21 protein-coding genes are annotated in these 22,282 nt (G+C 64.8%); 13 read left to right on the top strand and 8 right to left on the bottom strand.

Going from position 1 to position 22,282, the window contains the following annotated elements; translation table 11 throughout:
- Window position 1: 1 nt before the first annotated feature.
- The gene (locus WH265_RS01400; protein ID WP_339557093.1) at window positions 2–1,216 is read right to left on the bottom strand and encodes an efflux RND transporter periplasmic adaptor subunit; all 1,215 of its coding nucleotides are present in this window, start codon (window positions 1,214–1,216) and stop codon (window positions 2–4) included.
- Window positions 1,213–1,860: a TetR/AcrR family transcriptional regulator gene (locus WH265_RS01395; protein WP_021025837.1), complete on the bottom strand. Its 648-nt coding sequence runs from the start codon at window positions 1,858–1,860 to the stop codon at window positions 1,213–1,215. The genes WH265_RS01400 and WH265_RS01395 overlap by 4 nt, the downstream gene beginning before the upstream one ends.
- A 232-nt stretch (window positions 1,861–2,092) precedes the next feature.
- On the opposite strand from WH265_RS01395, the gene msrA reads away from it, so the two are divergent.
- On the top strand, window positions 2,093–2,644 hold the full coding sequence (msrA, locus tag WH265_RS01390) for a peptide-methionine (S)-S-oxide reductase MsrA (protein ID WP_133856022.1): 552 nt from the start codon (window positions 2,093–2,095) through the stop codon (window positions 2,642–2,644).
- A gap of 75 nt (window positions 2,645–2,719) precedes the next feature.
- Window positions 2,720–3,217, top strand: a complete 498-nt coding sequence (locus tag WH265_RS01385) for a Fur family transcriptional regulator (RefSeq protein WP_158400492.1) — start codon at window positions 2,720–2,722, stop codon at window positions 3,215–3,217.
- Window positions 3,218–3,224: 7 nt separating this feature from the next.
- On the opposite strand, the gene WH265_RS01380 is transcribed toward WH265_RS01385, so the two are convergent.
- A complete protein-coding gene (locus tag WH265_RS01380) occupies window positions 3,225–4,175 on the bottom strand; it encodes a DMT family transporter (protein ID WP_339557092.1) in 951 nt (316 codons plus the stop codon).
- A gap of 287 nt (window positions 4,176–4,462) precedes the next feature.
- On the opposite strand from WH265_RS01380, the gene WH265_RS01375 reads away from it, so the two are divergent.
- On the top strand, window positions 4,463–5,851 hold the full coding sequence (locus tag WH265_RS01375) for a phosphomannomutase/phosphoglucomutase (protein WP_021025833.1): 1,389 nt from the start codon (window positions 4,463–4,465) through the stop codon (window positions 5,849–5,851).
- Window positions 5,852–5,866: 15 nt separating this feature from the next.
- A complete protein-coding gene (locus WH265_RS01370; RefSeq protein ID WP_339557091.1) occupies window positions 5,867–7,213 on the top strand; it encodes a 3-deoxy-D-manno-octulosonic acid transferase in 1,347 nt (448 codons plus the stop codon).
- Window positions 7,214–7,495: 282 nt separating this feature from the next.
- On the opposite strand, the gene WH265_RS01365 is transcribed toward WH265_RS01370, so the two are convergent.
- The gene (locus WH265_RS01365; RefSeq protein ID WP_339557090.1) at window positions 7,496–8,764 is read right to left on the bottom strand and encodes a purine-cytosine permease family protein; all 1,269 of its coding nucleotides are present in this window, start codon (window positions 8,762–8,764) and stop codon (window positions 7,496–7,498) included.
- Window positions 8,765–8,866: 102 nt separating this feature from the next.
- Here WH265_RS01365 and WH265_RS01360 point away from each other — a divergent pair, with 102 nt between their 5' ends.
- The gene (locus WH265_RS01360; RefSeq protein ID WP_339521231.1) at window positions 8,867–9,799 is read left to right on the top strand and encodes a pseudouridine synthase; all 933 of its coding nucleotides are present in this window, start codon (window positions 8,867–8,869) and stop codon (window positions 9,797–9,799) included.
- Window positions 9,800–9,851: 52 nt separating this feature from the next.
- Here the strand turns inward: WH265_RS01360 and asd are convergent, their stop codons facing one another.
- Window positions 9,852–10,700 carry an archaetidylserine decarboxylase gene (gene asd / locus WH265_RS01355; RefSeq protein WP_027010641.1) on the bottom strand — a complete coding sequence of 283 codons (849 nt, stop codon included), beginning with the start codon at window positions 10,698–10,700 and terminating at the stop codon, window positions 9,852–9,854.
- A 230-nt stretch (window positions 10,701–10,930) separates the two neighbouring features.
- On the opposite strand from asd, the gene WH265_RS01350 reads away from it, so the two are divergent.
- The gene (locus WH265_RS01350; protein WP_339557089.1) at window positions 10,931–12,127 is read left to right on the top strand and encodes an HPP family protein; all 1,197 of its coding nucleotides are present in this window, start codon (window positions 10,931–10,933) and stop codon (window positions 12,125–12,127) included.
- Between the two features lie 111 nt (window positions 12,128–12,238).
- Here the strand turns inward: WH265_RS01350 and lptG are convergent, their stop codons facing one another.
- Entirely contained in the window at window positions 12,239–13,333 is a 1,095-nt protein-coding gene (gene lptG / locus WH265_RS01345) for an LPS export ABC transporter permease LptG (protein WP_021025827.1), read from the bottom strand.
- Entirely contained in the window at window positions 13,330–14,430 is a 1,101-nt protein-coding gene (gene lptF, locus WH265_RS01340; protein ID WP_021025826.1) for an LPS export ABC transporter permease LptF, read from the bottom strand. Before lptF ends, lptG begins: the two co-directional genes overlap by 4 nt.
- A 23-nt stretch (window positions 14,431–14,453) precedes the next feature.
- On the opposite strand from lptF, the gene WH265_RS01335 reads away from it, so the two are divergent.
- The 7 genes from WH265_RS01335 (at window position 14,454) to WH265_RS01305 (ending at window position 21,308) form a co-directional block, all read left to right on the top strand.
- Window positions 14,454–16,028: a leucyl aminopeptidase gene (locus tag WH265_RS01335; protein ID WP_312990280.1), complete on the top strand. Its 1,575-nt coding sequence runs from the start codon at window positions 14,454–14,456 to the stop codon at window positions 16,026–16,028.
- A 14-nt stretch (window positions 16,029–16,042) separates the two neighbouring features.
- Entirely contained in the window at window positions 16,043–16,495 is a 453-nt protein-coding gene (locus tag WH265_RS01330) for a DNA polymerase III subunit chi (protein ID WP_339521233.1), read from the top strand.
- A 3-nt stretch (window positions 16,496–16,498) separates the two neighbouring features.
- Window positions 16,499–17,218, top strand: a complete 720-nt coding sequence (locus tag WH265_RS01325; protein WP_339557088.1) for a hypothetical protein — start codon at window positions 16,499–16,501, stop codon at window positions 17,216–17,218.
- 177 nt (window positions 17,219–17,395) lie between these two features.
- A complete protein-coding gene (locus WH265_RS01320) occupies window positions 17,396–18,448 on the top strand; it encodes a methionine ABC transporter ATP-binding protein (RefSeq protein ID WP_021025823.1) in 1,053 nt (350 codons plus the stop codon).
- Window positions 18,449–18,468: 20 nt separating this feature from the next.
- Window positions 18,469–19,134 (top strand): methionine ABC transporter permease, encoded by a 666-nt coding sequence (locus tag WH265_RS01315; protein WP_021025822.1) that lies wholly within the window; start codon window positions 18,469–18,471, stop codon window positions 19,132–19,134.
- A 147-nt stretch (window positions 19,135–19,281) separates the two neighbouring features.
- Entirely contained in the window at window positions 19,282–20,400 is a 1,119-nt protein-coding gene (locus WH265_RS01310; protein ID WP_339557087.1) for a DUF6817 domain-containing protein, read from the top strand.
- Between the two features lie 110 nt (window positions 20,401–20,510).
- Window positions 20,511–21,308: a MetQ/NlpA family ABC transporter substrate-binding protein gene (locus tag WH265_RS01305; RefSeq protein WP_116923960.1), complete on the top strand. Its 798-nt coding sequence runs from the start codon at window positions 20,511–20,513 to the stop codon at window positions 21,306–21,308.
- Between the two features lie 78 nt (window positions 21,309–21,386).
- On the opposite strand, the gene WH265_RS01300 is transcribed toward WH265_RS01305, so the two are convergent.
- Window positions 21,387–22,208: a PP2C family protein-serine/threonine phosphatase gene (locus tag WH265_RS01300; RefSeq protein WP_339557086.1), complete on the bottom strand. Its 822-nt coding sequence runs from the start codon at window positions 22,206–22,208 to the stop codon at window positions 21,387–21,389.
- Window positions 22,209–22,282 lie beyond the last annotated feature (74 nt).

The raw sequence follows: 22,282 nt of genomic DNA, 5'->3' as shown, positions 1-22,282 counted from the left end.
ATCAGGACGCGGGCGATGCGACTTTGGCGGGTGCGGCCTCGGGCGCCAAGCGGACGGGCGTGGCCTCGCGCAGCTGGCCAACCTGGCCGCCGAGAATGCGCTGGCCAGCCTGCAGACCCTGGCGGATGGCCACCCAGGTCTTGCCCTGGAGTTGGCTGCGCGCGCCCAGCACCACGGGCTGGTGCTGTACCCGCAGCGTATCGCCTGGTTCGCCCGATCCGGCGTTTGGGCTCAGCAACTGCACATAGGGCTCGGGCTTGTCGGTGCGCACGGCGGCCAGTGGCACGGCAAGCGTCTGCAGCTCGCCAGTGGCCAGTTGCCCCTGCAGGTACAGCCCCTGGCGCAGCGCCGGTGCGGCAGCGCCTGCGGATGGCGCGGGCTGTGCAATGCGCAAATACACCGTCACACTGCGGCTGTTGGCATCGGCCTGCGGGTTGATGCGCACCACCTGCGCGCTGACGGTCTGGCCGCTGCCATCGACCTGCAACTGCGCCGTCTGGCCCAGGCGCAGCTGCAGCGAATCGGCTGCCGGCATCTGGGCTTGCAGCTCCAATTCACGCAGGTCGACAATCTCCAGCACGTTGGCGTCCGGCCCGACCTTTTCGCCATTGCTCACCCATTTGCGGGCCACCTGGCCCTGGATGGGGCTGCGCAGCACGGTATCGCTCAGGTTTTTGCGTAGCACATCGGCGGCCGAGCGTGCCGCCTGGTAATTGGCCTGCGCGGCCTGCCATTGCGACTGCGACGACTCCAAGGCCGTGGCCGAGATAAAGCCCTGGTTGGCCAAGGCGCGGTTGTTGTCGTACTGGCGCTGCTGGATATCTTGCTGCGCGCGCGCCGCATCGGCCTGCTGCTGGGCCTGGGCCAGGCGGGCCTGGCTCTCGGTGCTGTCCACCCGCGCGACGACCTGGCCGGCCTGCACCGCGTCGCCCTCGCGCAGTTGCAGCTGCTGCAGCTCGCCGGCAATGCGGGCCTTGATGATGGCGGTGTGCACCGCCTGCACCGTGCCGCTGATGGGCAGGCTCAGCACCAGGGTCTGCGGCGCCACGGTGATCGCGTCGCTGGCAGCCAGCTGGTAGACCGCCTGTGCCTTGGCCTGCTCGGCCTGGGCGAGCGCTTGCTGGCGCTGCTGCTGGGTTTGGAGGCCACGCCACAGCCCGCTGGCGAGCAGGGCGATGACGACGGCAGCGGCCAGCCAGGGCAGTACGCGCTTCATGTTGCGCCACCCCGGGGTTGGCAGCCCAGGCCATGCATCAGTGCATCGGCCTGCATCTGCAAAAAGCGGGGCACATCAAAATCCGGGTTGGGCAGGCAAAAACCGCCGGTGCTTTTGACGCTGGCGCAAAAGATCAGCGGGGCCAGCACCAGGGTCACGCCATAGTCCAGGTCCAGCGGGGCGAGCTCACCGCGCTCCATGCCCCGGCGCAGCACGCGCTCGATCAGCCGGTTGCCGGGCAGCACCACTTCCTGGCGGTAGAAGGCCGCGATCTCGGGAAAGTTATGCGCCTCGGCCATCACCAGGTGCGGCAGGCCGCAGGCCTTGGTCGAGCCAATGCGCTGCCACCAGACTTCGTAGCAGTAGTGGATCAAGGTGGCAGTGTCATGCTGGTAGCTGTCGAGCTCCAGATCCCACTCGGCAAAGCGGCTGCTGAGCACATGGCGCACCACGGCCTGGAATAGCTCCTGTTTGCTCGGAAAATACAAAAACAGCGTGCCCTTGGAGACGCCGGCCTGCCGGGCCACTTCTTCGACCTTGGTGGCCGAATAGCCCTTGCTGACAAACAGGTCCAGCGCCGCATCCAGCAGCTCGCCGGGCCGGGCCTCTTTGCGGCGGCTGCGGCGGGGCGCAGGCGTAGCCAAAGCAGGGGGGGGAGGCGGAGTGGACACGGTGGGCAGCGCAATCTAACAGTTAATGACCAGTGGGTTAGTAATGTAGGCGGCCGCCCGCGACAAGTCAAGCACAACGCGGTGATACAAATAGAGAACGCATTGGCATATGGCTGTCTTTTTCTCTGTTAAAAATGAAGCCAGCCAGCGGCAGTTCTTGTGCGCTTGCCCCTGAATGTTTGGCCCTTTTGTTGCCGGAGTCATGATGTCAAATGAAGCCCAGTCCCCCGTGGAAAAAATCTATCTCGCCGGTGGTTGTTTTTGGTGCACCGAGGCCGTGTTCGGGCGGGTGCGTGGCGTTGTCAAGGTCGTCAGCGGCTATGCCAATGGCCAGATCGCCAATCCCAGCTACGAACAGGTCTGCACGGGAACGACGGGCCATGCCGAATGTGTGGAGCTGACTTTCGAGCCGCAGGTGCTGCCGCTGGACAAGGTGCTGCACATCTTTTTTGCGACGCATGACCCGACCACCTTGAACCGCCAGGGCAACGATGTGGGGCCGCAGTACCGCAGCGGCATCTACACCACGACGCCCGAGCAGCTGGCCCAGGCCCAGGCCTTTGTCGACAAGCTCAATGCCTCCGGCCAGATGGGCGCGCCGGTGGTGACCGAGGTGGAGCCACTGCAGCATTTCTGGAACGCCGAGGCCTACCACCAGGACTATTTCGACAACAACCCGCGCCAACCCTATTGCACCTATGTGGTGGCGCCCAAGGTCGACAAGCTGGAAACCCGCTTCGCAGACTGGTTGAAGTAGGTCACCTGGCTGCCGGGCGCGGGCGATGGGCATAATGCAACACAATTGCATCAAAGCCATTGCTCCCAGCCACCGATGTCCGCCCGCACTCCATCCCCCGCCACTGCCGCTTTGAGCGTGCAGTCCCTGCCGCCCGGCATGCGTGCCACGCGCGCCACCAAGGCCTTGCTGGCCCTGGTCGGCAGCCAGCCGGGCATGCAGTGGTCCGTGGCCGAGGTGCAGGCCCGGCTGCAGAAGATGGGCGTCGACGTCAACCGGGTCACCAGCTACCGCCTGCTCGACCGCCTGGCCGCTGCCGGCAAGCTGGTCAAAAGTGTGGATGCCGAGCGCCTGACGCGCTATGCGCTGCGGGCTGACGCACAGGAGCCGCTGCAGGTGCGCTATGAATGCACTGACTGCCATTCGGTGCAAAGCCTGGAGGAGCGTGCCGGCGACGCTGCCACGGCCCAGGTCAACCAGGCGATGGCGCAATACCTGCAGGTGCTGCAGGAGCAGGGGCTGGCGCCGGAGCAGACCGAGCTGCGCCTGCAGGGCCTTTGCGCCGACTGCAAGCACGACCCCAAAAAATCCTGATCTCCGCTCAGGCCCGCTTGCGGCCAATCAGCCCCGTTGACAGCATGGTGCCGCCAATCACAACGGCGCCGCAGCCCAACATCCAGGCGGTGATGGGTTCTGCCAAAAACCAGTTGCCATAGACCAGCGCAAACACCGGCGCCAAAAAGGTGACCGCAATCGCGCGGCTGGGGCCGGCTGTCTGGATGATGTGGAAATACAGGATATAGGCCACGCTGGTGCACAGCAGCGCCAGGGCCGCGACGGCCAACCACGAGCCCCAGGACGGCGTCTGGCTGGGCCACATCGCAATCGTCGGGATCAGCAGGCAGAGGCTGGCACCGACCATGCTGCCGGTGGCGGTGGCCAGGGGCGGCACGCCCACCAGGTAGCGCTTGGCAAAACTGGCAGCCACGCCATAGCTCAGCGATGCACAGAGGCAGGCGGCGATCGCGGCATAGGCGCTCCAGCTGGCTGCGCCTGCGGTGGCGGGCTTGTCATGCAGCGCGAGCAGGGCCACGCCCGTAAAGCCGATCAGCAGGCCGGTGACGCGCAGGCCGGTGATGCGGTCGCCCAGCCAGAGCCAGGCCACCAAGGCACCAAACAAGGGGGCGCAGGCATTGAGCACCGAGGCCATGCCGGTGGGCATATAGACCACGGCATAGGCGAACAGCGAGAAAGGAATGGCCGAATTGATGATGCCCGAGAACAGCACCGGCTTCCAGTGCTGGCGCAGCGCGGGCCATTCGCCGCGCAGCAGCATCAGCGGCAGCAAAAACAGCGCAGCCAGGATGACGCGCAAGCCGGCCGTGGGCACCGCGCCAAACTGCGAGGCGCCCAGGCGCATGAACAGAAAGGACGCGCCCCAGAGCACCGCCAGCAGCACAAAGGGGGGTAGCCAGCGGCTGGCGCTCGGCGCAGCCGAGGCAAGGGCGGGGCTAGGGATAGACGCAGCAGCAGAGGATGGGGTGGGGCGCATAGGATCTCGCAAGGGCAGACAGCATGCTAGCGGGCACCGTGCTTGCCATTGGTGACATTCTTGCGGTGTATTGATGCGCGCCGTGCACAGTGCAGCGGCGGCGCGGCAAACCCGCGTCTGGCCGGGTCCCATTGTGCGTCTGGCAGCGCGGCGCCCTGGTCGCCATATGGACAACTGGCCGGCCATCGCCTCGAGCGTGCCTACAATAGCTGTCTCGCAGCAAAGGCGCGGCTTCTCATGGAGGCCGTTTTTCATGCCTGTTTTGCGCCAACAACAAGGTGAGTTCTGTGCCGATTTCTTCTGCAATCTTCAAAGCCTATGACATCCGCGGCGTTGTGCCGAGCACGCTCAACGAGAGCGTGGCACTGAAGCTGGGCCGGGCCTTTGGCCAGCAGGCGATTGCCGCTGGCGAGCTGGTGGTCGCCGTGGGGCGTGATGGACGCCTGTCAGGCGATGCGCTCAGCCGCGCGCTGATGCAAGGCCTGGTGGAAGCCGGTATCGAGGTCATCGATGTGGGGCGCGTGACCACGCCGATGCTGTACTTTGCCGCCAGCACCTTGTGCCACAGCGGCATCCAGGTGACCGGCAGCCACAACCCCAAGGACTACAACGGCTTCAAAATGGTGCTGGCCGGCCGCGCCATCTATGGCGAAGAGATCCAGAAACTGCGCCAGATCATGGAGAAGGAATGCTGGCGCTTCCAGGGTGGCGGCAAGCTGCGCCAGGCCGATGTGACGGCCGCCTATGTCGAGCGCATCGTCTCGGACATCAAGCTGGCGCGCCCGATGAAGATCGTCGTGGACAGTGGCAACGGCATTGCCGGTGCCACCGCGCCGGGCATCTTCCGCGCGCTGGGCTGCGAGGTGACCGAGCTGTTCTCCGAGGTCGATGGCAACTTCCCCAACCACCATCCCGACCCCAGCAAGCCCGAGAACCTGCGTGACCTGATCGAGGCACTGCAGACCGGTGATGCGGAACTGGGCCTGGCCTTTGATGGCGATGGCGACCGCCTGGGCATCGTGACCAAGGATGGGCAGAATATTTTCCCCGATCGCCAGATGATGCTGTTTGCCCAGGACGTGCTCTCGCGCGTGCCCGGTGGTGAGATTGTCTATGACGTCAAGTGCTCGCAGCGCCTGGCGCCGGCCATTGAGGCAGCCGGCGGCAAACCGGTGATGTACAAGACCGGGCATTCGCTCATCAAGGCGCGCATGCGCGAGACCAATGCGCCCTTGGGCGGCGAGATGAGCGGCCATATCTTCTTCAAGGAGCGCTGGTACGGCTTTGATGACGGTACCTACGCCGGCTGCCGCCTGCTGGAGATTCTGAGCAAGGCCCAGAACCCTTGCGCGCTGCTGCATGCGCTGCCCAGCAGCTACAGCACGCCTGAGCTCAATGTGGAATGCCAGGAGGGCGAGCCGCACAAGCTGAGCGCCCAGCTCCAGGAGATGGCGGCCGATGTGTTCAGTGCGCCGGCCCAGATCAACACCATTGATGGCCTGCGCGTGGACTGGCCCGATGGTTTTGGCCTGATCCGTGCCAGCAACACCACGCCCGTGCTGGTGCTGCGCTTTGAAGGCCATACCCAGGCAGCGCTGCACCGCATCCAGAACGAGATGAAGGCGCTGCTGCTCAAGGTCAAGCCCGATGCCGTCATTGGCAGTGCGTCGCACTAAGGCGCGGCCGCATCCATGGGTCTGAGCCTGACGCTCTACGGCTGGGTCGCAAGGCTTGCCCGCCCGCTGGTGCGGCGCAAGCTGGCGCGCCGCGCGGTGCAGGAGCCCGGCTACGCCCAGATGGTGGAGCAGCGCTTTGGCGATTATGGCGACCTGCCGCGCTACCAGGCCGTGCCCGAGATGCCGCTGGTCTGGATCCATGCGGTATCGCTGGGCGAGACGCGGGCTGCTGCCATCTTGCTGCGCGAGCTGCGGCTGCAGATACCGGCCTTGCGCCTGCTTTTGACCAATGGCACGGCCACCGGCCGTGAAGAGGGGCAAAAGCTGCTGCTGCCCGGCGATATCCAGGTCTGGCAGCCCTGGGATGACCGCGCCAGTGTCAGCGCCTTTTTGCGCCATTTCCGCCCCACCATCGGCATCCTGATGGAGACGGAGATGTGGCCGGGGCTGGCCGCTGGCTGCCAGCGCGAACATGTACCGCTGGTGCTGGCCAATGCCCGGCTCAATGAGAAATCGCTGCGCGGTGCCCAGCGCCTGGCTTGGCTCGCGCGCCCGGCTTACCGCAGCCTGCGCTCGGTGATCGCGCAGACCGAGGCCGATGCCAGCCGCTTGCGCGCCGCGGGCGCCGAGGTGACTGCGGTGCTGGGCAATCTTAAATTCGATGTCGAGCCCGATGCGGCGCAACTGGCCCAGGGCCAGGCCTGGCACCAGGCGGCGGGCAAACCGGTGGTGATGCTGGCCAGCAGCCGTGAGGGCGAAGAGGCCTTGTGGTTAGAGGCACTGGCGCAGCTGCGCGGCAGTGACCCGCAAGCCGCCGCATGCGTGCAATGGCTGCTGGTGCCGCGCCACCCGCAGCGTTTTGACGAGATTGTGCAGCTGCTGCAGGGCGCCGGTTTGCAGGTATCGCGCCGCAGCCAGTGGCAGAGCGGGCCCGAGCCCGCCGATGTCTGGCTGGGCGACAGCATGGGCGAGATGCAGCTGTACTACGGACTGGCCGATGTGGCCTTGCTGGGTGGCAGCTTTGCGCCGCTGGGCGGCCAGAACCTGATTGAGGCGGCCGCTTGCGGCTGCCCGGTCGTCATGGGGCCGCATACCTTTAATTTTGCGCAGGCGGCGGACAGCAGCGTGCAAGCCGGTGCCAGCTTGCGCGTGCCAGGCATGGACGAGGGCCTGCAGCAGGCCGTGGCCATTGCCAGTGATACGAGCCGCCACAGCCGCATGCGCCGCGCGGCACTGCAGTTTGCGCAGGCGCACCGGGGCGCAGCGAAGACCACGGCGCAGCTGGTGGCCGCGGTGCTGGAGTCGACAGACGGCTTTGTCAATTCCAGCTTTGAGGCCTCGCTGTTTGACGACGCTGCCTAAGAACCTGTTCAAAGTCTCCTCGCGCCGCGAAAGTGTCTTTGCGGGATGGGATGCTAGGCGCAACACCGCAGCAATAGCCCAGCTATTGCGAGGATTTGCAACAACGCAGACCGCCCGCAAAGCCACTGTCCCTACGGGTTGGAGTGAAATCGGGCGATTTCTGCGCGCTGGCCCTTGCTTGCACCCCGGTGCAAGCTGCGTTCCACCCCTTCGAACTCATCCCGATTGCACTCCAACGCGGCTGCGTAGAGACTTTGAACAGGTTCTAAACAGAGCGCGCTTTCAGGCTTTGGGGCGGGTGGCAAAGGCCAGCACAAAGGTCAGCGCCAGGGTTGGCAAGGCCGATCCCGCTTGCGGCGCCCAGGCGGCCAGGCCGTGGTAGAGCGCGATGCCGCCCAGCCACAGGGCCAGCGGCAGCAGGTGCACGCCGGCCTGCGTGCGGGCGGGCTGGTAACCGCCCCAGGACAGCCGGCCCAAAATCACGCCAAACAGCGGCACAAAGACGGAACTCAGGATCAGCAAAAAGGGCTCGAGGCTGTGCATCGGCAGCACCATGGCGAGCGCCGTGCTGCACAGGGCCATCGCAATGCCCCAGCCGCGCACACCCCAGCGCGGCAGCAGGCTGTGGGCCGATACCGCGCCCGAGTAGGCATCGCCATAGGCATTGTCCACTTCGTCCAGCAGCACCAGTGATAGTGCGATCAAACCGCCCTGGGCCAGCAGCAAGGCGGCGACCAGGTCGGTGCTGGGCAGCACCAGAGCCACCAGCACGCCCAGTGCATAGCACCAGATATTGGCAATGCCAAAACCAATCCAGGTGCCGGCCATGGCGCTGCGGCCATTGCGCCCGTAGCGGGCATAGTCGGCCACCAGCGGCAGCCAGGAGATGGGCATGGCCACCACCAGGTCGAGCGCGGGCATCACGCCCATGCCGCCCGCTCCTGGCCGGCTCCACAACGCAGGCAGGCCTTGCTGCAAGGCCATGCCGACAAACTGCCAGCTCAGCCACAGCAGCGACAGCACCACCAGCGGCAGCGCGACGCGCGAGATCAGCTGGCGCACCAGCCGCACCATGGAGCCCGTCATCAGTGCCACCAGCAGGCCACCCCAGAGCAAGGTGGCCAGCCAGGGCCAGTACGCGGCCTGCATGCCACCGGCCTGGCGGCCAATGGCCACGGTCGATTCGCGCATCACCACCAGCTCGAACGCGCCCCAGCCCAGCAGCTGCACGATATTGAGCAGCACCGGCAGCTTGGCAAAGTGGCGGCCATAGACATGGTGGATCAGTCCGGCGCTCGACAGCCCCGTGTCGCAGCCGATCTTGCCCACCCAGGCGAGCAGTCCCGCCCCCACGACCGAGCCGCCCACAATGGCCATCAGTGCCTCGGGCGTGGACAGCGCTGGCATCAAATAGGCACCCACCTGCATCACCAGCAGGCCCACGCCCAGGCTGAACCACAGCGAGGCCAGATGCCAGCCGTTGAAAACACGCTCCTCTTGAGCGACGGGATGGAGGGCGAAGTTGGAGGCGGAAGAAGCGTTGGCGGTCATGGCCTGTTATTGTTTGAAGTGCTGGTAGTTAGGTTGCAGTGCAAGGCAGTCCGGGCGCCTGCAAGTGCGGCTATTGTGCCCAGCCTTCATGCCCCTAAAGAGATGACTACAATCGCCTGCGAGATGACGATACAGACGGACCCTTCTACCTGGATGCGCGACGGCGTGAGCCCCAGCTGCGTGGTGCTGCCCTCGCGCGGAGAGGGCCTGCTGCTGGACTTTCTGGCCCAGCGCCTGCCGCTGGTCAGCGCCGCGCAGTGGCTCGAACGCCTGCAGGCGGGCGATGTGGTCGATGGCGCGCGCCAGACCTTGGGCCCGGCACAGGTCTTTGTGCCCGGCATGCGGGTGTACTACTGGCGCAAGGTCGAGCAGGAGCTGCCCATTCCTTTCGATGCCGAGGTGCTGTACGAGGACGAGCGTCTGCTGCTGGTGGACAAGCCGCATTTTCTGCCGGTGCTGCCGACGGGCAAATATGTGCAGAACTCCTTGCTGGTGCGGCTGAAAAATGCGACCGGCAATGCCCATCTCTCACCGCTGCACCGTATCGACCGCGATACCGCCGGCCTGCTGCTGCTGTCCAAGGATGCGGCCACGCGTGGCCAGTATCAGGCCTTGTTCCGTGACCGGGCGATGGACAAGCGCTATGAGGCGGTGGCGCCCTGGCGGGCGGACCTGGTGTTTCCGCGTGAGCACCGCAGCCGCATGGAAGAGAGCCAGCGTTTTTTTCTGATGCATGAGGTGCCAGGCGAGCCCAACAGCCACAGCCATATGGCGCTGCTGGAGCAGCAGGGCGCCTGGGCGCGTTATGCCTTGAAACCCGTCAGCGGCAAACGCCACCAGCTGCGCGTGCACATGGCGGCCCTGGGTCTGCCGATCCGCAACGATGCGTTCTACCCCGAGGTCAATGACCCGCCCGAGGGCGACTTCTCGCGGCCCTTGCAGCTGCTCGCGCGTGAGCTGCGCTTTAGCGATCCGGTCACGGGGCAGGCGCATGTGTTTCGCAGCCGGCGCCAGTTGCTGCCCCTGGCTGACTAGCAGCAACCAAGCCGCCCAGCGGCGGCTTGTGGTGAGGGTAGGGTAGTTGGCCTTAGCGGCTGAACGACCCCATGGCCTCGCCCAATTGCACCGGCTTGGCCGCGGCCCAGTCGGCATTAAAGGCGCTTTTGCCTTCGGGCAGCAGCAGCACGATGGTCGAGCCCAGCAAAAAGCGGCCCATCTCATCGCCTTGCTCCAGCACAATGGGCTGGGTCTGGTAGTCCCAGCTGCGAATCTTGCGCGAGCGGGGCGGGTTCACCTGGCCGTGCCAGGTGGTGGACATGCTGCCGACAATGGTCGCGCCCACCAGCACCATCACGACAGGGCCAATGCGCGACTCAAACACGCAGACCACGCGCTCGTTGCGGGCAAACAGGCCGGGCACGCCCCGCGCGGTCAGCGGGTTGACGGAGAACAGGTCGCCAGGCACATAGACCATCTTTTGCAGCTTGGCGCGCAGCGGCATGTGGATGCGGTGGTAGTCGCGCGGGCTGAGGTAGATGGTGGCGAACTGGCCGTTGTTGAACTGCGCGGCCAGCTGCGCATCGCCGCCGAGCAAGGCGGTGGTGCTGTAGCTATGGCCCTTGGCCTGGAAGATCTGGTCCTGCGCAATCGCACCGCACTGGCTGATGGCGCCATCGACGGGGCAGACCAGGTCGGCCTGGGCCATGGGGCGCACGCCGGCGCGCAACTCGCGGGTGAAGAAGTCGTTGAAGCTCTTGTACTGCGCAATATCGGGCTGCGCCGCTTCATCCATGTTGACCTGGTACTTGCCAACAAACCAGCGGATAAAGCGGGTGGTTGCGCCGCCCAGCTCTGCCGATGCCAATGTGCCGGCCAGCGCGGTCATCCATTTCTTGGGCAGCAGGTATTGGGGCAAAACAGCAATTCGATCGCGCATGGTCAGGGCCGTCACAGTAAACCGCCGATTCTATCGACACTGTGTCGTACCCATGACAAATTGCGTTGTGAAATGCAGCTTTTGTCGGCCATATGCTGACAATTTGTCGCCAAATGCCTGGGCTTGGATGCCGATGCTGCCAGCAGGGGCGACAGCGGCGGCTGTGCTTGTAGTCCGGCGCCTGATTATGATGGCGGACCTCCAGCTTTCATATCGCCTTCTGTCTCGCCATGTCTCCAGCACGTCCTCCGTCCCAACCAGCATCTGCGCCAGGCACAGTCAGCCGCCGCGCCCGGCTGCAGCTGTGGTTGCGCAACTTTCTGCCGTCGGCCGCGCATGTCAACGGGCTGGAGCTGGCGCGCATGGTCGTGGGCGCGATGGTGGTGCTGTGGCTCACAGGCATGGCCAGCCAGACCTGGGGCCAGCATGACCACAGCCCCTGGCTGTTTGCCGCGATGGGCGCCAGTGCCTTGCTGCTGATCGGCACGCCGTCGAGCCCCATGGCCCAGCCCTGGCCGGTGATTGGCGGCTCGATGCTGTCGGCGCTGGCGGGCTGGGTGGCTGTGCTGGTGTTTCCCGATCCGCTGCTGGCAGCGGCCGTGGCGGTGGGCCTGGCCATCATGGTGATGGTGGTGCTGCGCTGCCTGCACCCACCGGGCGCTGCGCTGGCCATGTGGATGGCGATTCAGGGCTGGCACGATGTATCGGTGCTGCTCAACCCCGTGGCGCTGAACCTGGTCGTTCTGGTGCTGTTGGCCACTGCCTACAACCGCATGACCGGCAAGCGCTACCCCGCACCCCAGCACAGCCAGAAGGCGCAGGCCGCGCAAGCCTCGCGCGAATCCAGCGCACGCATCGAGGGCAGCGATCTGGACGAGGCGCTGGAGCGCTTCAACGGCGTGCTCGATGTCAGCCGCGCCGATCTGGAAGCGCTGCTGCAAGGCGCAAGCCAGGCCGCCTTCAAGCGTACCTTGGGCAATGTGCGCTGCGAGGATGTGATGTCCCACCCGGTGCATGCGACGCGGCCACAGAGCAGCGTCAAGGAGGCCTGGGCCCTGATGCAGCAGCACGGGGTCAAGGCCTTGCCGGTGGTCGATGAGGCGCAGCGGGTGGTGGGCATCATCACCGCCACCGATCTGCTCAACCATGCGCTGACCGCCACCCCGGCTGCCCTCAGCAGCAAGCTCAAGCACTGGGTGCTGCGCAAGAAGGACGCCGGCCAGCTGGTGGGCGAGCTGATGACGGCCGAGGTCTCCAAGGTGGGCAGCTATGACCGCCTGGTCGACCTGATTGCGATCTTCTCGCGCGCCAAGCTGCACCATGTGCCCGTTGTCAACCGGCAGGGCAAGCTGGTGGGCATCATCTCCCAGACTGACCTGGTGCGCGAGATGGCAGCGGCGCTGTCGCTGCCGCACGCAGACACCTGAGGCGAACGTTGTGTGATGGGCATGGCCCAAAACAAAGCCCTGCGACAGCAGGGCTTTGTGCTTCAGGATGCGTAGAGCCGTCCTGGGTGTGGAGCGGGGCGCGTGGCCCCGCTACCTTCGCAGCACCAGCCAGCTGAAGGCGCCCAGCGACAGCAGCGAGTAGATCAGCCCCGGCGCCGCAGCGGTCAGCATCGGGTGCCAGTTCTGCAGGTTGCCTGCAAAGCCAAACACGTTGTTGAGCAGGAAGAAGCTGATACCGGCCATCACGCCGCCAAACACATAGCCGGTGATGCCGCCCGAGCGGAAATGCAGGTAGGCAAAGGGCAGGGCGAGCACGACCATCACCAGGCAGCTGATGGGGTAGAACACCTTGCGCCACAGCTCGATCTCGTAGCGCTGTGCGCTTTGGCCATTGGCCTGCAAATGGCTCACGTAGAGGAAGAGGTCGTAGGTGCTCATCTGGTCGGGCTTGAGCACGGCGGCAGCGACCATGCTGCTGGTCACCGCAGTGGGCCAGTCCAGGGTCTCCAGGTTCTTGACCTCGACACGCGCCTGGCGCTGGTCGCCCAGGTAGTAGCGCTGCTCCTGGATATGGTGCAGGTGCCAGACGCCATTGCCAAATTTGCCGCCAGCTGCGGTGAGCTGCATCTGGATGCGGCCCTGGTCGTCGAAGTTGTAGACGCGCACGCGCTGCAGATCGCCTTCGGGCGAGATGGCGCGCACATTGATGGCAGCCATGCCGTCCTCTCGCTTCTCGCGCAGCCAGGCGCCGGTGCGGCCCGTGCTCAGCTGGCCAAAGCGCTGCGCGCGCACCAGCTGGCTGGCCTGCTCACCGGCAGGCGCCACATAGTCGCCAATTGCAAAAGTCAGCACCACAAAGGCCAGGCCAATGCTCAGCAGGCTGCCCAGCGCCTGCCAGGGGCCCAGGCCACTGGTGCGCAAAATAGTGAACTCGGAAGTCTGCGCCATGCGCGCCATCACAAAGATCGTGCCGATCAGCACGGTGATGGGCAGCAGCTCATAGATATGGTTGGGGATGTTGAGCGCCACGCTCAACAGCGCATCCTTGAGCTCATAGGTGCCGGTGCCGATCCAGCGGAACTCGTCGACCAGGTCAAAGAAAAAGAACAGCGCCAGAAAGGCGAGGGTGACAAAGCCGACGGTCACGGCAATGTCCCGGTAGATCATTTTGCGAAAGGTCTTCATGCGCGGCTCCCCTGGCGGCGTACCCATTGCAGCAGCGAGAACTGCTGGTTGCGGCTGAGCAGCAGGGTCCATGCAAGCAGCGCCGTCAAGCCGTGGATGAGAACAAAGGAGAGCGGCAGCGAGGCTTTGCCCGAAGACACCCAGTTCTGGGCAAAGGTCATGAGGTTGTAATAGACGATAAAGGCAAACAGGGCGAACACCAGGCTGCTGCTGCGGCCTGCGCGCGGGTTGACGCTGGCCATGGCCAGGCCCAGCACGACGAAATTGATCGCGGCAATCGCCAGGCCCAGGCGGTAACCCAGCTCGCCCAGCAGGCGGGGCTCTGCACTGGCCATCAGCTGGCGCGTGGGGATGTTCTTCACCGCGCCCATGTCGTTGGGGTCAATCGTGGCGGCGCTGCCGATGCGGGTGCCGTATTCCTTGAAGTCGCTGACCTTCAGGCCGGGGTTGTCCTTGGTTTTTTCGATGCGCTGGCCGTCATTGAGCACGGCAACGCGGGCGTTTTCCTGCACTTCGAGGTGGGCGCTCTTGGCGCTGGTCACGGTGTCCTTCTTCTCTTCGTTGGTCACGATAAAGACATTGCTTGCTTCCAGGTCCGAGTTGCGGTCGCGGTCGATGAAGAACACGCGCGAGCCGTCGGACGACTCCTGAAATTCCCCCGGTGCGATGCGGTCGACGTCACCGCGCTGTTCATATTGCGCGCGAAGCTGCACAATCTGCTGGTTGGCCCAGGGCCATACCAGCAAGGCCAGCACGGCAATGACGACCATGATGGGCCAGGAAAAGCGCATCAGCGGGCGCAGAAAGCTCAGCAGACTTTGACCACTGCTGAACCACACGGCCATTTCACTGTCGCGGTACATGCGCGACAAAGTCGCCACCACCGCAATGAAAAGGCAGAGGCTCAAAATGGTGGGCAGCTGGCCCAGCACGGTGTAGCCCATCACCAGCAACACATCGGAAGGGTTGACGCTGCCACGCGAGGCCTGGCCCAGCACTTTGATGAGCATCATCGTCATCACCACAGTCACCAGCACCACCAAGGTGGCACCAAAGCTGCGGGATAGCTCTTTACGGATCGAGGAATCGAATAACATTGGCGAGAAGGAAAGCACCGATTATGAACTTTGAACTCAAAACTCTGGATTTGGCTTCGGCCGCATTGCAGTCTGGCGACCTGCTGGTCGTCTTGGTGGCTGACAAGCAGCCCAAAACCAGTGATGCATTGTCCACCCTGATTGCGCACGCGCAGAAAAATGGTGATTTTGAGGCAAAAACCGGCAAGTTGCTGGCCATGTATGCGGTGCCCGCCATCGAAGCCCGGCATTTGTTGCTGCTGGGCATTGGCGATGGCTCGCCCCAGGCGGTGCGCCAGGCGCTGGCGGCCGTCTCGGGCCCGCTGACGCGCGAAGGCATCGAGCGCGCAGCCGTTGTGAGCGCCCAGCCGCTGGCGGGCGCCTCCCTGCATGCGCTGCTGCAATGCCTGGCCGACAGCGCCTACCTCTACCGCACCACCAAGCCATCGGCCAAGGCCGTGGCGCTCAAGTCCGTGGTGCTTGGCGCGCCCAATGCACCAGAGCTGGAGCGCGCTTTTGAGGTGGCCAAGGCCACCGCCCAGGGCGTGGCCTTTGCCCGTGAATGGGCCAATCGCCCTGCGAACTACGCCACGCCCAAGCTGCTGGCCGATGCGGCCGAATCGCTGGCCGAAGAACACAAGCGCATCAAGTGCAAGATCCACAAGCCCGAAGACGTGGCCAAGCTGGGCATGGGCGCCTTCATCGCCGTGGCCCAGGGCTCCAAGGAGCCGCTGCGCTTTATCGAGCTGCACTACCACGGCGCCGACAAGGACAGCCAGCCGGTGGTGCTGGTGGGCAAGGGCATCACCTTTGATACCGGTGGCATCTCCATCAAGCCTGCGGGCGACATGGACGAGATGAAGTACGACATGGGGGGCGCTGCCAGTGTGCTGGGCACCTTCCGTGCGCTGGCTGAACTCAAGCCCGAGATCAATGTGGTCGGCCTGATCCCCGCCTGCGAAAACATGCCCGATGGCGGCGCGGTCAAGCCCGGTGATGTGGTCACCAGCATGAGCGGCCAGACCATCGAGATCCTGAACACCGACGCCGAAGGCCGCCTCGTGCTCTGCGATGCGCTGACCTATGCCGAGCGTTTCTCGCCCAGCGCCGTGGTCGATATCGCGACCTTGACCGGGGCTTGCGTGATTGCGCTGGGCGCGCAGCGCAGCGGCCTGTTCTCGAACAACGACGCGCTGGCCCAGGCCTTGCAAGCCGCTGGCGAGCAGGCGCAAGACACTTGCTGGCGCATGCCGCTCGATGACGAGTACGCCGAAGGCCTGAAGACCAACTTTGCCGATGTAGCCAATGTCGGCGGCCGGCCGGCCGGCGCCATCACGGCCGCCAAGTTCCTGCAACGCTTTGTCGGCAGCATGGCCTGGGCGCACCTGGATATCGCCGGCACCGCCTGGCGCAGCGGCGCCAAGAAGGGCGCCACCGGCCGCCCGGTGGGCTTGCTGCTGCAGTACCTGCTTGGCAGCGCCCAAGGCGCAGCACCTGCCGAGCAGGCCAAGACGGTCAAGCCGGCCAAGGCCAGCAAGGCCGACAAGCCTGCCGCAGCGGCCAAGCCCGGCAAGGCGGCAGTCAATGTGGACGGCGCTGACAAGGCGGACGCCCAGTAAGCACAGCCTGCCTTATGACGACCTCCACGACGGTAGCCTTTCACTTCAACGCGCCCAGCAAGCTGGCCTATGCCTGCAAGCTGGCGCGCAAGCTCCAGCGCATGGATATTCCGCTGGTGGTGCTCGGCGAGCCGGCCATGGTGGCCCAACTCGACGAGGCGCTGTGGTCCTTTGGCGGTGCCAGTCAGTTTCTGGCCCACTGCCGGGGGGACGCAGCGCCAGAGGTACTGCAGCGCTCGCCCACGGTGCTGCTGAGCGAGCTGGCCGGCAGCCTGCCGCATACCCGTGTGCTGCTGAACCTGGGCGCGGAGATGCCCGCCGATGTCACCCGCTTCGAGCGGGTGATTGAAGTGGTCAGCGCCGATGACGAGCAGGACCGGCAGCAGGCCAGGGCGCGCTGGCGCGCCTACGCCGCCATGGGCTATGCCATCGAGCGCCGCGATCTGGTGATGAAGTCGGAGGACTGAGCCATGACCGAGTCCAGAATCCCCCCCAAGTTTGTGCCCACCTTGACCGAGGAGGCCGCACAGGACGCCGCTGACGCACTGCCTCAGGTGGTGCCCGGCGGGGCCGCTGTGGGCGCGCCCGACAGCACACCGCCTGGCCTGGATGTGCTGCGCCGGCGCCGCGATGTGGATGTGCCGGCCTCGGGCGCCTGGGCGCAGCCCGCTGCCGATATTTCCGACCTGCCTACCTACAGTGGCTGGGCGCAGCAGGCAGATGCAGCATTGCCCCTGGGCAGCGGCGCGCAAGCTGTTGCTGCCCCCCATCCGCCTGCAGCGGACAGCAACAGCCTTCCGGGCTTGGTGCAGGGCGCGGGCCCAGCGGCTGTCTTGCCGCCCGCAGGCGCTGGGGCGGTGGTGGATGACAGCGATGGCCAGGGCAACCCCGGCCTGGTGCAAAACGCGCTGGGCGGCGAGGGCATGGCCGTGTCGGATGCGACCAGCCACTTGGTCGAGTCCGCGGCCGAGACGGCGCAGGCGCTGGAAGACGCGATCACCCGCCGCGTCACCCGGCGTGTGCAAGAGACCTTGGACACGCGCCTGTCGGCAGCCGTGCTGAAGGTGGTGGAGCAGCAGACGGCCTTGCTGCAATCGTCGCTGCAGCTGGAGATTGACAGCACCATCCGCGAGGCAGTGGCCGATGCGGTGGCCCGCATTTTGCGCGAGAGCCAGAACCCGCCACGCTAGCCTTCCGCTCATCGGTTCATCTGCTTTTTGATGACAAAAAAGACCTGGTGAAATAACCGGCGGTTGTAAAGAACTAAAATTTCGTTCTTTGCGGCTGTCTGTCGCATCGCTTACAGTACGGCTATTCACGGTTTTTCGAGCGCCCGCTGCACGCTGCAGGGCGCTTTCTTTATTCCAATGATTGAACTACGGGGTATCACCCAAACCTACCCGGGCAAAAACGGCCCGGTCCATGCGCTGCGCGGTGTCGATCTGAGTATTGCCGCTGGTGAAGTGTTTGGCATCATCGGACGCAGCGGTGCGGGCAAGAGCTCGCTGGTGCGCAATATCAACCTGCTCAACCGCCCGACCACCGGCCAGGTGGTGGTCAATGGCAAGGAGCTGACGGCGATGGACGATGCGCAGCTGCGTGCGGCGCGCCGTGAGATCGGCATGGTGTTCCAGCACTTCAACCTGCTGTCCTCGCGCACGGTGTTTGACAATGCCGCGCTGCCGCTGGAGCTGGCCGGCATGAGCAAGGCCGCCATCAAAAAGCGCGTGGACCCGCTCTTGGACCTGGTGGGCCTGGCTGCGCTGAGCGACCGCTACCCCGCGCAATTGTCGGGCGGCCAAAAGCAGCGCGTAGGCATTGCCCGCGCGCTGACCAGCGAGCCCAAGGTGCTGCTGAGCGACGAGGCGACCTCGGCGCTGGACCCGGAAACCACCCGCTCGGTGTTGGCGCTGCTCAAGCAGATCAACAAGGACATGGGCCTGACCGTGGTGCTGATCACCCACCAGATGCAGGTGGTCAAACAGATCGCCGACCGCGTGGCGGTGATGGAGGCTGGCAAGGTCGTCGAGATGGGCTCGGTCATCGATGTCTTCACCCGTCCCCAGCAACCCATCACCAAGAGCCTGATCGACGAGATCGTGCCCCAGGAGCTGCCTGCCAGCGTCATCGACCGGGTGCGCAGCCTCAATGGCGCGCTCTCCAGCGGCCAGGGCAAGCTGCTGCGCCTGTCCTATGCCGGCAATCTGGCCTACCAGCCCATTCTCTCGCGTCTGATCCGTGACTTTGGCCTGGATGTGAGCATCCTCAACGGCCAGGTCGATGAGATCCAGGACCAGACCTTTGGCTTCCTGGCGGTCTACGCCAGCGGCGATCTGGCCCAGCTCCATGCGGCTGTGGAAGCGCTGCGCGCCTCGGGCGTGATGGTGCAGGAAGTCAATACCGAGGCCTCGGCCGCTTAACACCCGCAAAGAGGTCATCGATGTTTGAGAATTTTTCTGAAATGATGCTGCAGCTGTTTGCCACGTCCTTGTGGGAAACGCTGATCATGGTCGGTATTTCTGGCGTGGCCGGCGCGCTGATCGGCATTCCGCTGGGCGTGTTCCTGCGCCTGACGGACCATGGCGGCATCCTGCAAAACGGCGCTGCCAACAAGATCGTCGGCTGGCTGGTGAATGCTGTGCGCTCCACGCCCTTCATCATCTTGCTGGTCGCCATCATCCCGTTCACCCGCTTTATCACTGGCTCGTCCATCGGCACGGCCGCGGCCATTGTGCCGCTGACCCTGGCCGCTGCGCCCTTCATCGCCCGCCTGGTCGAGACCTCGCTGCGTGAAGTGGACCACGGCCTCGTCGAAGCGGCGCAAGCCATGGGTGCCACCTCCTGGCAAATCGTCTGGAAGGTGCTGCTGCCCGAGGCGCTGCCTGGCATTGTTGCGGGCCTCACCATCAGCTTTGTGTCGCTGACTGGCTACTCGGCGATGGCCGGTGCCATTGGCGGCGGCGGTCTGGGCGATCTGGGTATCCGCTATGGCTACCAGCGCTTTTTGCCAGACATCATGCTGGCGGTGGTCGTCATCCTGATCATCTTTGTGCAGCTGGTGCAAAGCCTGGGTGACTGGGCCGTGCGGCGCCTGAGCCACAAATAATTCGCTGCCCCAGCGCTTGCCCCGCCAAAGCCCATGTGCCCTGCCCATGGGCTTTTTGCTTGGGGCCAGCGGCGGCTGTCACCCAAGGGCATTGCGCGCTCTGGGCTCTGCCTACAATGGCGCATTGCCCACGCCTTGGAGACTGCCATGAACGCCGCCTTGCCCACTGCTACCGCACATGCCCTGCCTCTGCAGGCGCTGGATACCGCGCAATGGCTGCGGGCCAAGCCCTTGCTCGATGAGAACTGGATCCACGCCCACCCGGTGCTGGCGCGGGCCTTGCCGGTGGTGCTGGCCCGCGATGTGGGCCAGGACTGGCACAAGGCAGGCACCTTTCGCCACCATCTGCTGGGGGTGACGCGGACCTTGCAGCTGTGGCAGCAACCGGAAGATGTCAAGCTGCTGGGCCTGCTGCACAGCGTCTACGGTAATGCCTTTGTGGACCTGGTCAAGTTCGATGCCAGCAGCGAGCGCAGCCAGCTGGCCGCCCTGGTGGGCGAGCCTGCCGAGCAGCTGGTCTACGAGTTCTGCATTCTCTCGCGCGCCCAGTTTGTGCAGAAGGTGCTGGCTGGCACCATCGAGCCCGATGGCGCCGTGCTGCTGGACCACCAGGGCGCGCCGCGCAGGGTCGAGCCCTATACCGTGGCCGCCTTCATCATCGTCAGCATGGCCGACACCATCGAGCAGTGGTTCAGCTGGCAGGACGATATCTTCTCCAGCTTTCCGCAGGTGCCCCAGCGCCCGCAAAAGGCGCACTGGATGGCATCGCTCTGGCCCGGCCCGATGCGCCCCAGCGGCCGCATGCTGTCGCAGATTGCCAGCCTGGGCCTGGCCTTGCAGCACCCGGCCTTGCAGGGCCTGCTGCCCACGCCGCCGGTGTTTGCCAACTGCAGCCAGGGCCTGAGTCCATCGGCCGATGCAGCGGCCGCGTCGCTCTACTGGTCGGTGATCCAGCAGGACCAGCCGCTCACGGACCTGGATGTGGCCACCGGCGTGCTGGAGCAGGCCGTGCAGCTCAACCCCTGGGTGGGCGAGCCGCAGATGGTGCTGGCCCAGCTTTACCTCAGCGCCGGGCGCGAGGCCGATGCGCTGGCCGCTGCCGACAGCGCGCTGCAGTGTTTCAGCCAATGGGGCAATGCCTGGGACAAGCGCGTGCAATGGGATGCCTGGGTCGCCTGGACCCGCATCCTGCAGCAGCATGCCAGGAACGGCAACTGGCCCGAGCGCCTGGACAAGCTCAACAACGTCGCGCTGCGGCCGGAGTAAAACGTGCCCCGGCAGCGGCGGGCAGGTTGTAAGCAAATGGCAAAAAGTTCTTTGTTGCGTTGCAAAATCGAGCGTACAGTTCGGTATCGCATTTGAAAGGTATCGCTCCCGTGCAAAAACGTACATTGCTGCAATCCGTGCTGGCCCTGGCTTTGGCCGCCGGTGTTTCTGGCGCCGCAGTCGCACAAGACAAGGAAATCAAGATCGGTGTGACCGCTGGCCCGCATGGCCAGATCATGGAGCAGGTCAAGAAGATCGCCGAAAAGGACGGGCTGAAGATCAAGGTCATCGAGTTCAGCGACTACATCCAGCCCAATGCCGCGCTGCAGTCCGGTGAGCTCGATGCCAACAGCTACCAGCACAAGCCCTATCTGGACGCCCAGATCAAGGACCGTGGCTACAAGTTTGTGGCCGCCGCCGACACCGTCAATTTCCCGATCGGCATCTACTCCAAGAAGATCAAGAAGATCGAAGAGTTGAAGGAAGGCGCGCGCTTTGGCCTGCCCAATGACCCGACCAATGGTGGCCGCGTATTGCTGCTGCTGCAGGCCAATGGGCTGATCAAGTTGAAGGAAAGCGCTGGCCTCAAGGCCACGCCGCTGGATGTGGTCGAGAACCCCAAGAAGCTGCGCTTTGTCGAGCTGGATGCCGCCCAGCTGCCGCGTTCGCTTGATGACCTGGACGCTGCTGCGATCAACACCAACTTCGCGATCTCGGCCGGCCTGAACCCCAAGTCCGACGCAATCGTGGTCGAAAACGCCAAGAACCCCTATGTGAACATCCTGGTGATCCGCGAAGCGGACAAGAACCAGCCCTGGGTGGCCAAGCTGGTCAAGGCCTACCACAGCGAGGAGATTCGCAAGTTTGTCGACACCCAGTTCAAGGGTGCGGTGATGCCTGGCTTCTAAGCGACTCTAGGCACAACAAAAAGCCTCGCGGTTTAGGACTGCGAGGCTTTTGCTTTTGAAGGGATCGGCTTCACCGCTTTAACTGCGTGCCGGTTTGGCCTTGGCGCGTTTGCTGCCGGGCACCACGGCCTGGGTCGCTTCTGCTGGCAGTGGCTCGACCTTGACGATGGCCAGCGACATATTATCGCCCGAGCCCGAGGCGCGCATGCGGGCGCGCTCGATCAGGAACTGGCTGGCTTCGCGCGGCGAGAGCAGGCGGGTGATCGATGACAGCTCGTCGGGCGAGAAGTAGTGCCAGATGCCATCGCTGCAGGCCAGGAGCACATCGCCTTGCTTGAGCATGGGGATGCGGTGGTGGATCAAGGGCGGGTCATCGGCCGTGCCCAGGCAGTGCAGCAAGATATTCGATTGCGGGTGGTAACGCGCTTCTTCCAGCGTGATCTGGCCCTGGTCGACCAGGGTTTGCACATAGGAGTGGTCACTGGTCTGGTAGAGCAGCTGCCCATCGCGGAAATGGTAAATGCGCGAATCGCCCGAATGCACCCAGGCGCAGGCGCTGTTGGGCAAGATCAAAAAGGCCGCAATGGTGCTGTGGGGCTCTTGCTCGGCGGCAATGGCCACCAGGCGGATCAGCAAATGGGCTTCGCGCACCAGGTTGCCCAACATTTCTTCGGCGTTGTCGGTCTCTGGTGAGTAGCGCTCGAACACCTGCTTGGCCGTCAGCATGACCTGGTCCGATGCCGCACGCCCGCCGCTGCGGCCGCCCATACCATCGGCCACCACGGCCAGCACGCAGCCCTTGGCGCGCGGGTGGGCGAGCATGATGACCTGGTCCTGCTGGTAGGGCCGGTCGCCTTTGTGGAGGCCGGTAGCGGCAGAGAGGCGGTAGCTGGTGCTCATGCGCGAGGGGTGCTGGGCAAGTGGGGTGGCGAAGGGGGAATCATAGAGCAGATTGCCCGGCAGGCCGCCAAAGC

The sequence above is a fragment of the Comamonas sp. MYb396 genome (assembly GCF_037479555.1).
Taxonomy (GTDB): domain Bacteria; phylum Pseudomonadota; class Gammaproteobacteria; order Burkholderiales; family Burkholderiaceae_C; genus Comamonas.
The sequence above is the reverse complement of the archived record's forward strand: the minus strand, read 5'-3'. Positions and strand labels throughout refer to the sequence as shown.

Bases quoted from the DNA above. Each gene is read 5' to 3' on its own strand.
- WH265_RS01300 (WP_339557086.1), bottom strand. From the start codon at position 22,208: ATGAGCACCAGCTACCGCCTCTCTGCCGCTACCGGCCTCCACAAAGGC.
- asd (WP_027010641.1), bottom strand. From the start codon at position 10,700: ATGCGCGATCGAATTGCTGTTTTGCCCCAATACCTGCTGCCCAAGAAA.
- WH265_RS01330 (WP_339521233.1), top strand. From the start codon at position 16,043: ATGACGACCTCCACGACGGTAGCCTTTCACTTCAACGCGCCCAGCAAG.
- lptG (WP_021025827.1), bottom strand. From the start codon at position 13,333: ATGAAGACCTTTCGCAAAATGATCTACCGGGACATTGCCGTGACCGTC.
- WH265_RS01370 (WP_339557091.1), top strand. From the start codon at position 5,867: ATGGGTCTGAGCCTGACGCTCTACGGCTGGGTCGCAAGGCTTGCCCGC.
- WH265_RS01365 (WP_339557090.1), bottom strand. From the start codon at position 8,764: ATGACCGCCAACGCTTCTTCCGCCTCCAACTTCGCCCTCCATCCCGTC.
- WH265_RS01320 (WP_021025823.1), top strand. From the start codon at position 17,396: ATGATTGAACTACGGGGTATCACCCAAACCTACCCGGGCAAAAACGGC.
- WH265_RS01325 (WP_339557088.1), top strand. From the start codon at position 16,499: ATGACCGAGTCCAGAATCCCCCCCAAGTTTGTGCCCACCTTGACCGAG.
- WH265_RS01400 (WP_339557093.1), bottom strand. From the start codon at position 1,216: ATGAAGCGCGTACTGCCCTGGCTGGCCGCTGCCGTCGTCATCGCCCTG.
- WH265_RS01310 (WP_339557087.1), top strand. From the start codon at position 19,282: ATGAACGCCGCCTTGCCCACTGCTACCGCACATGCCCTGCCTCTGCAG.
- WH265_RS01350 (WP_339557089.1), top strand. From the start codon at position 10,931: ATGTCTCCAGCACGTCCTCCGTCCCAACCAGCATCTGCGCCAGGCACA.
- WH265_RS01315 (WP_021025822.1), top strand. From the start codon at position 18,469: ATGTTTGAGAATTTTTCTGAAATGATGCTGCAGCTGTTTGCCACGTCC.
- WH265_RS01385 (WP_158400492.1), top strand. From the start codon at position 2,720: ATGTCCGCCCGCACTCCATCCCCCGCCACTGCCGCTTTGAGCGTGCAG.
- WH265_RS01380 (WP_339557092.1), bottom strand. From the start codon at position 4,175: ATGCGCCCCACCCCATCCTCTGCTGCTGCGTCTATCCCTAGCCCCGCC.
- lptF (WP_021025826.1), bottom strand. From the start codon at position 14,430: ATGTTATTCGATTCCTCGATCCGTAAAGAGCTATCCCGCAGCTTTGGT.
- WH265_RS01335 (WP_312990280.1), top strand. From the start codon at position 14,454: ATGAACTTTGAACTCAAAACTCTGGATTTGGCTTCGGCCGCATTGCAG.
- WH265_RS01360 (WP_339521231.1), top strand. From the start codon at position 8,867: ATGACTACAATCGCCTGCGAGATGACGATACAGACGGACCCTTCTACC.
- msrA (WP_133856022.1), top strand. From the start codon at position 2,093: ATGTCAAATGAAGCCCAGTCCCCCGTGGAAAAAATCTATCTCGCCGGT.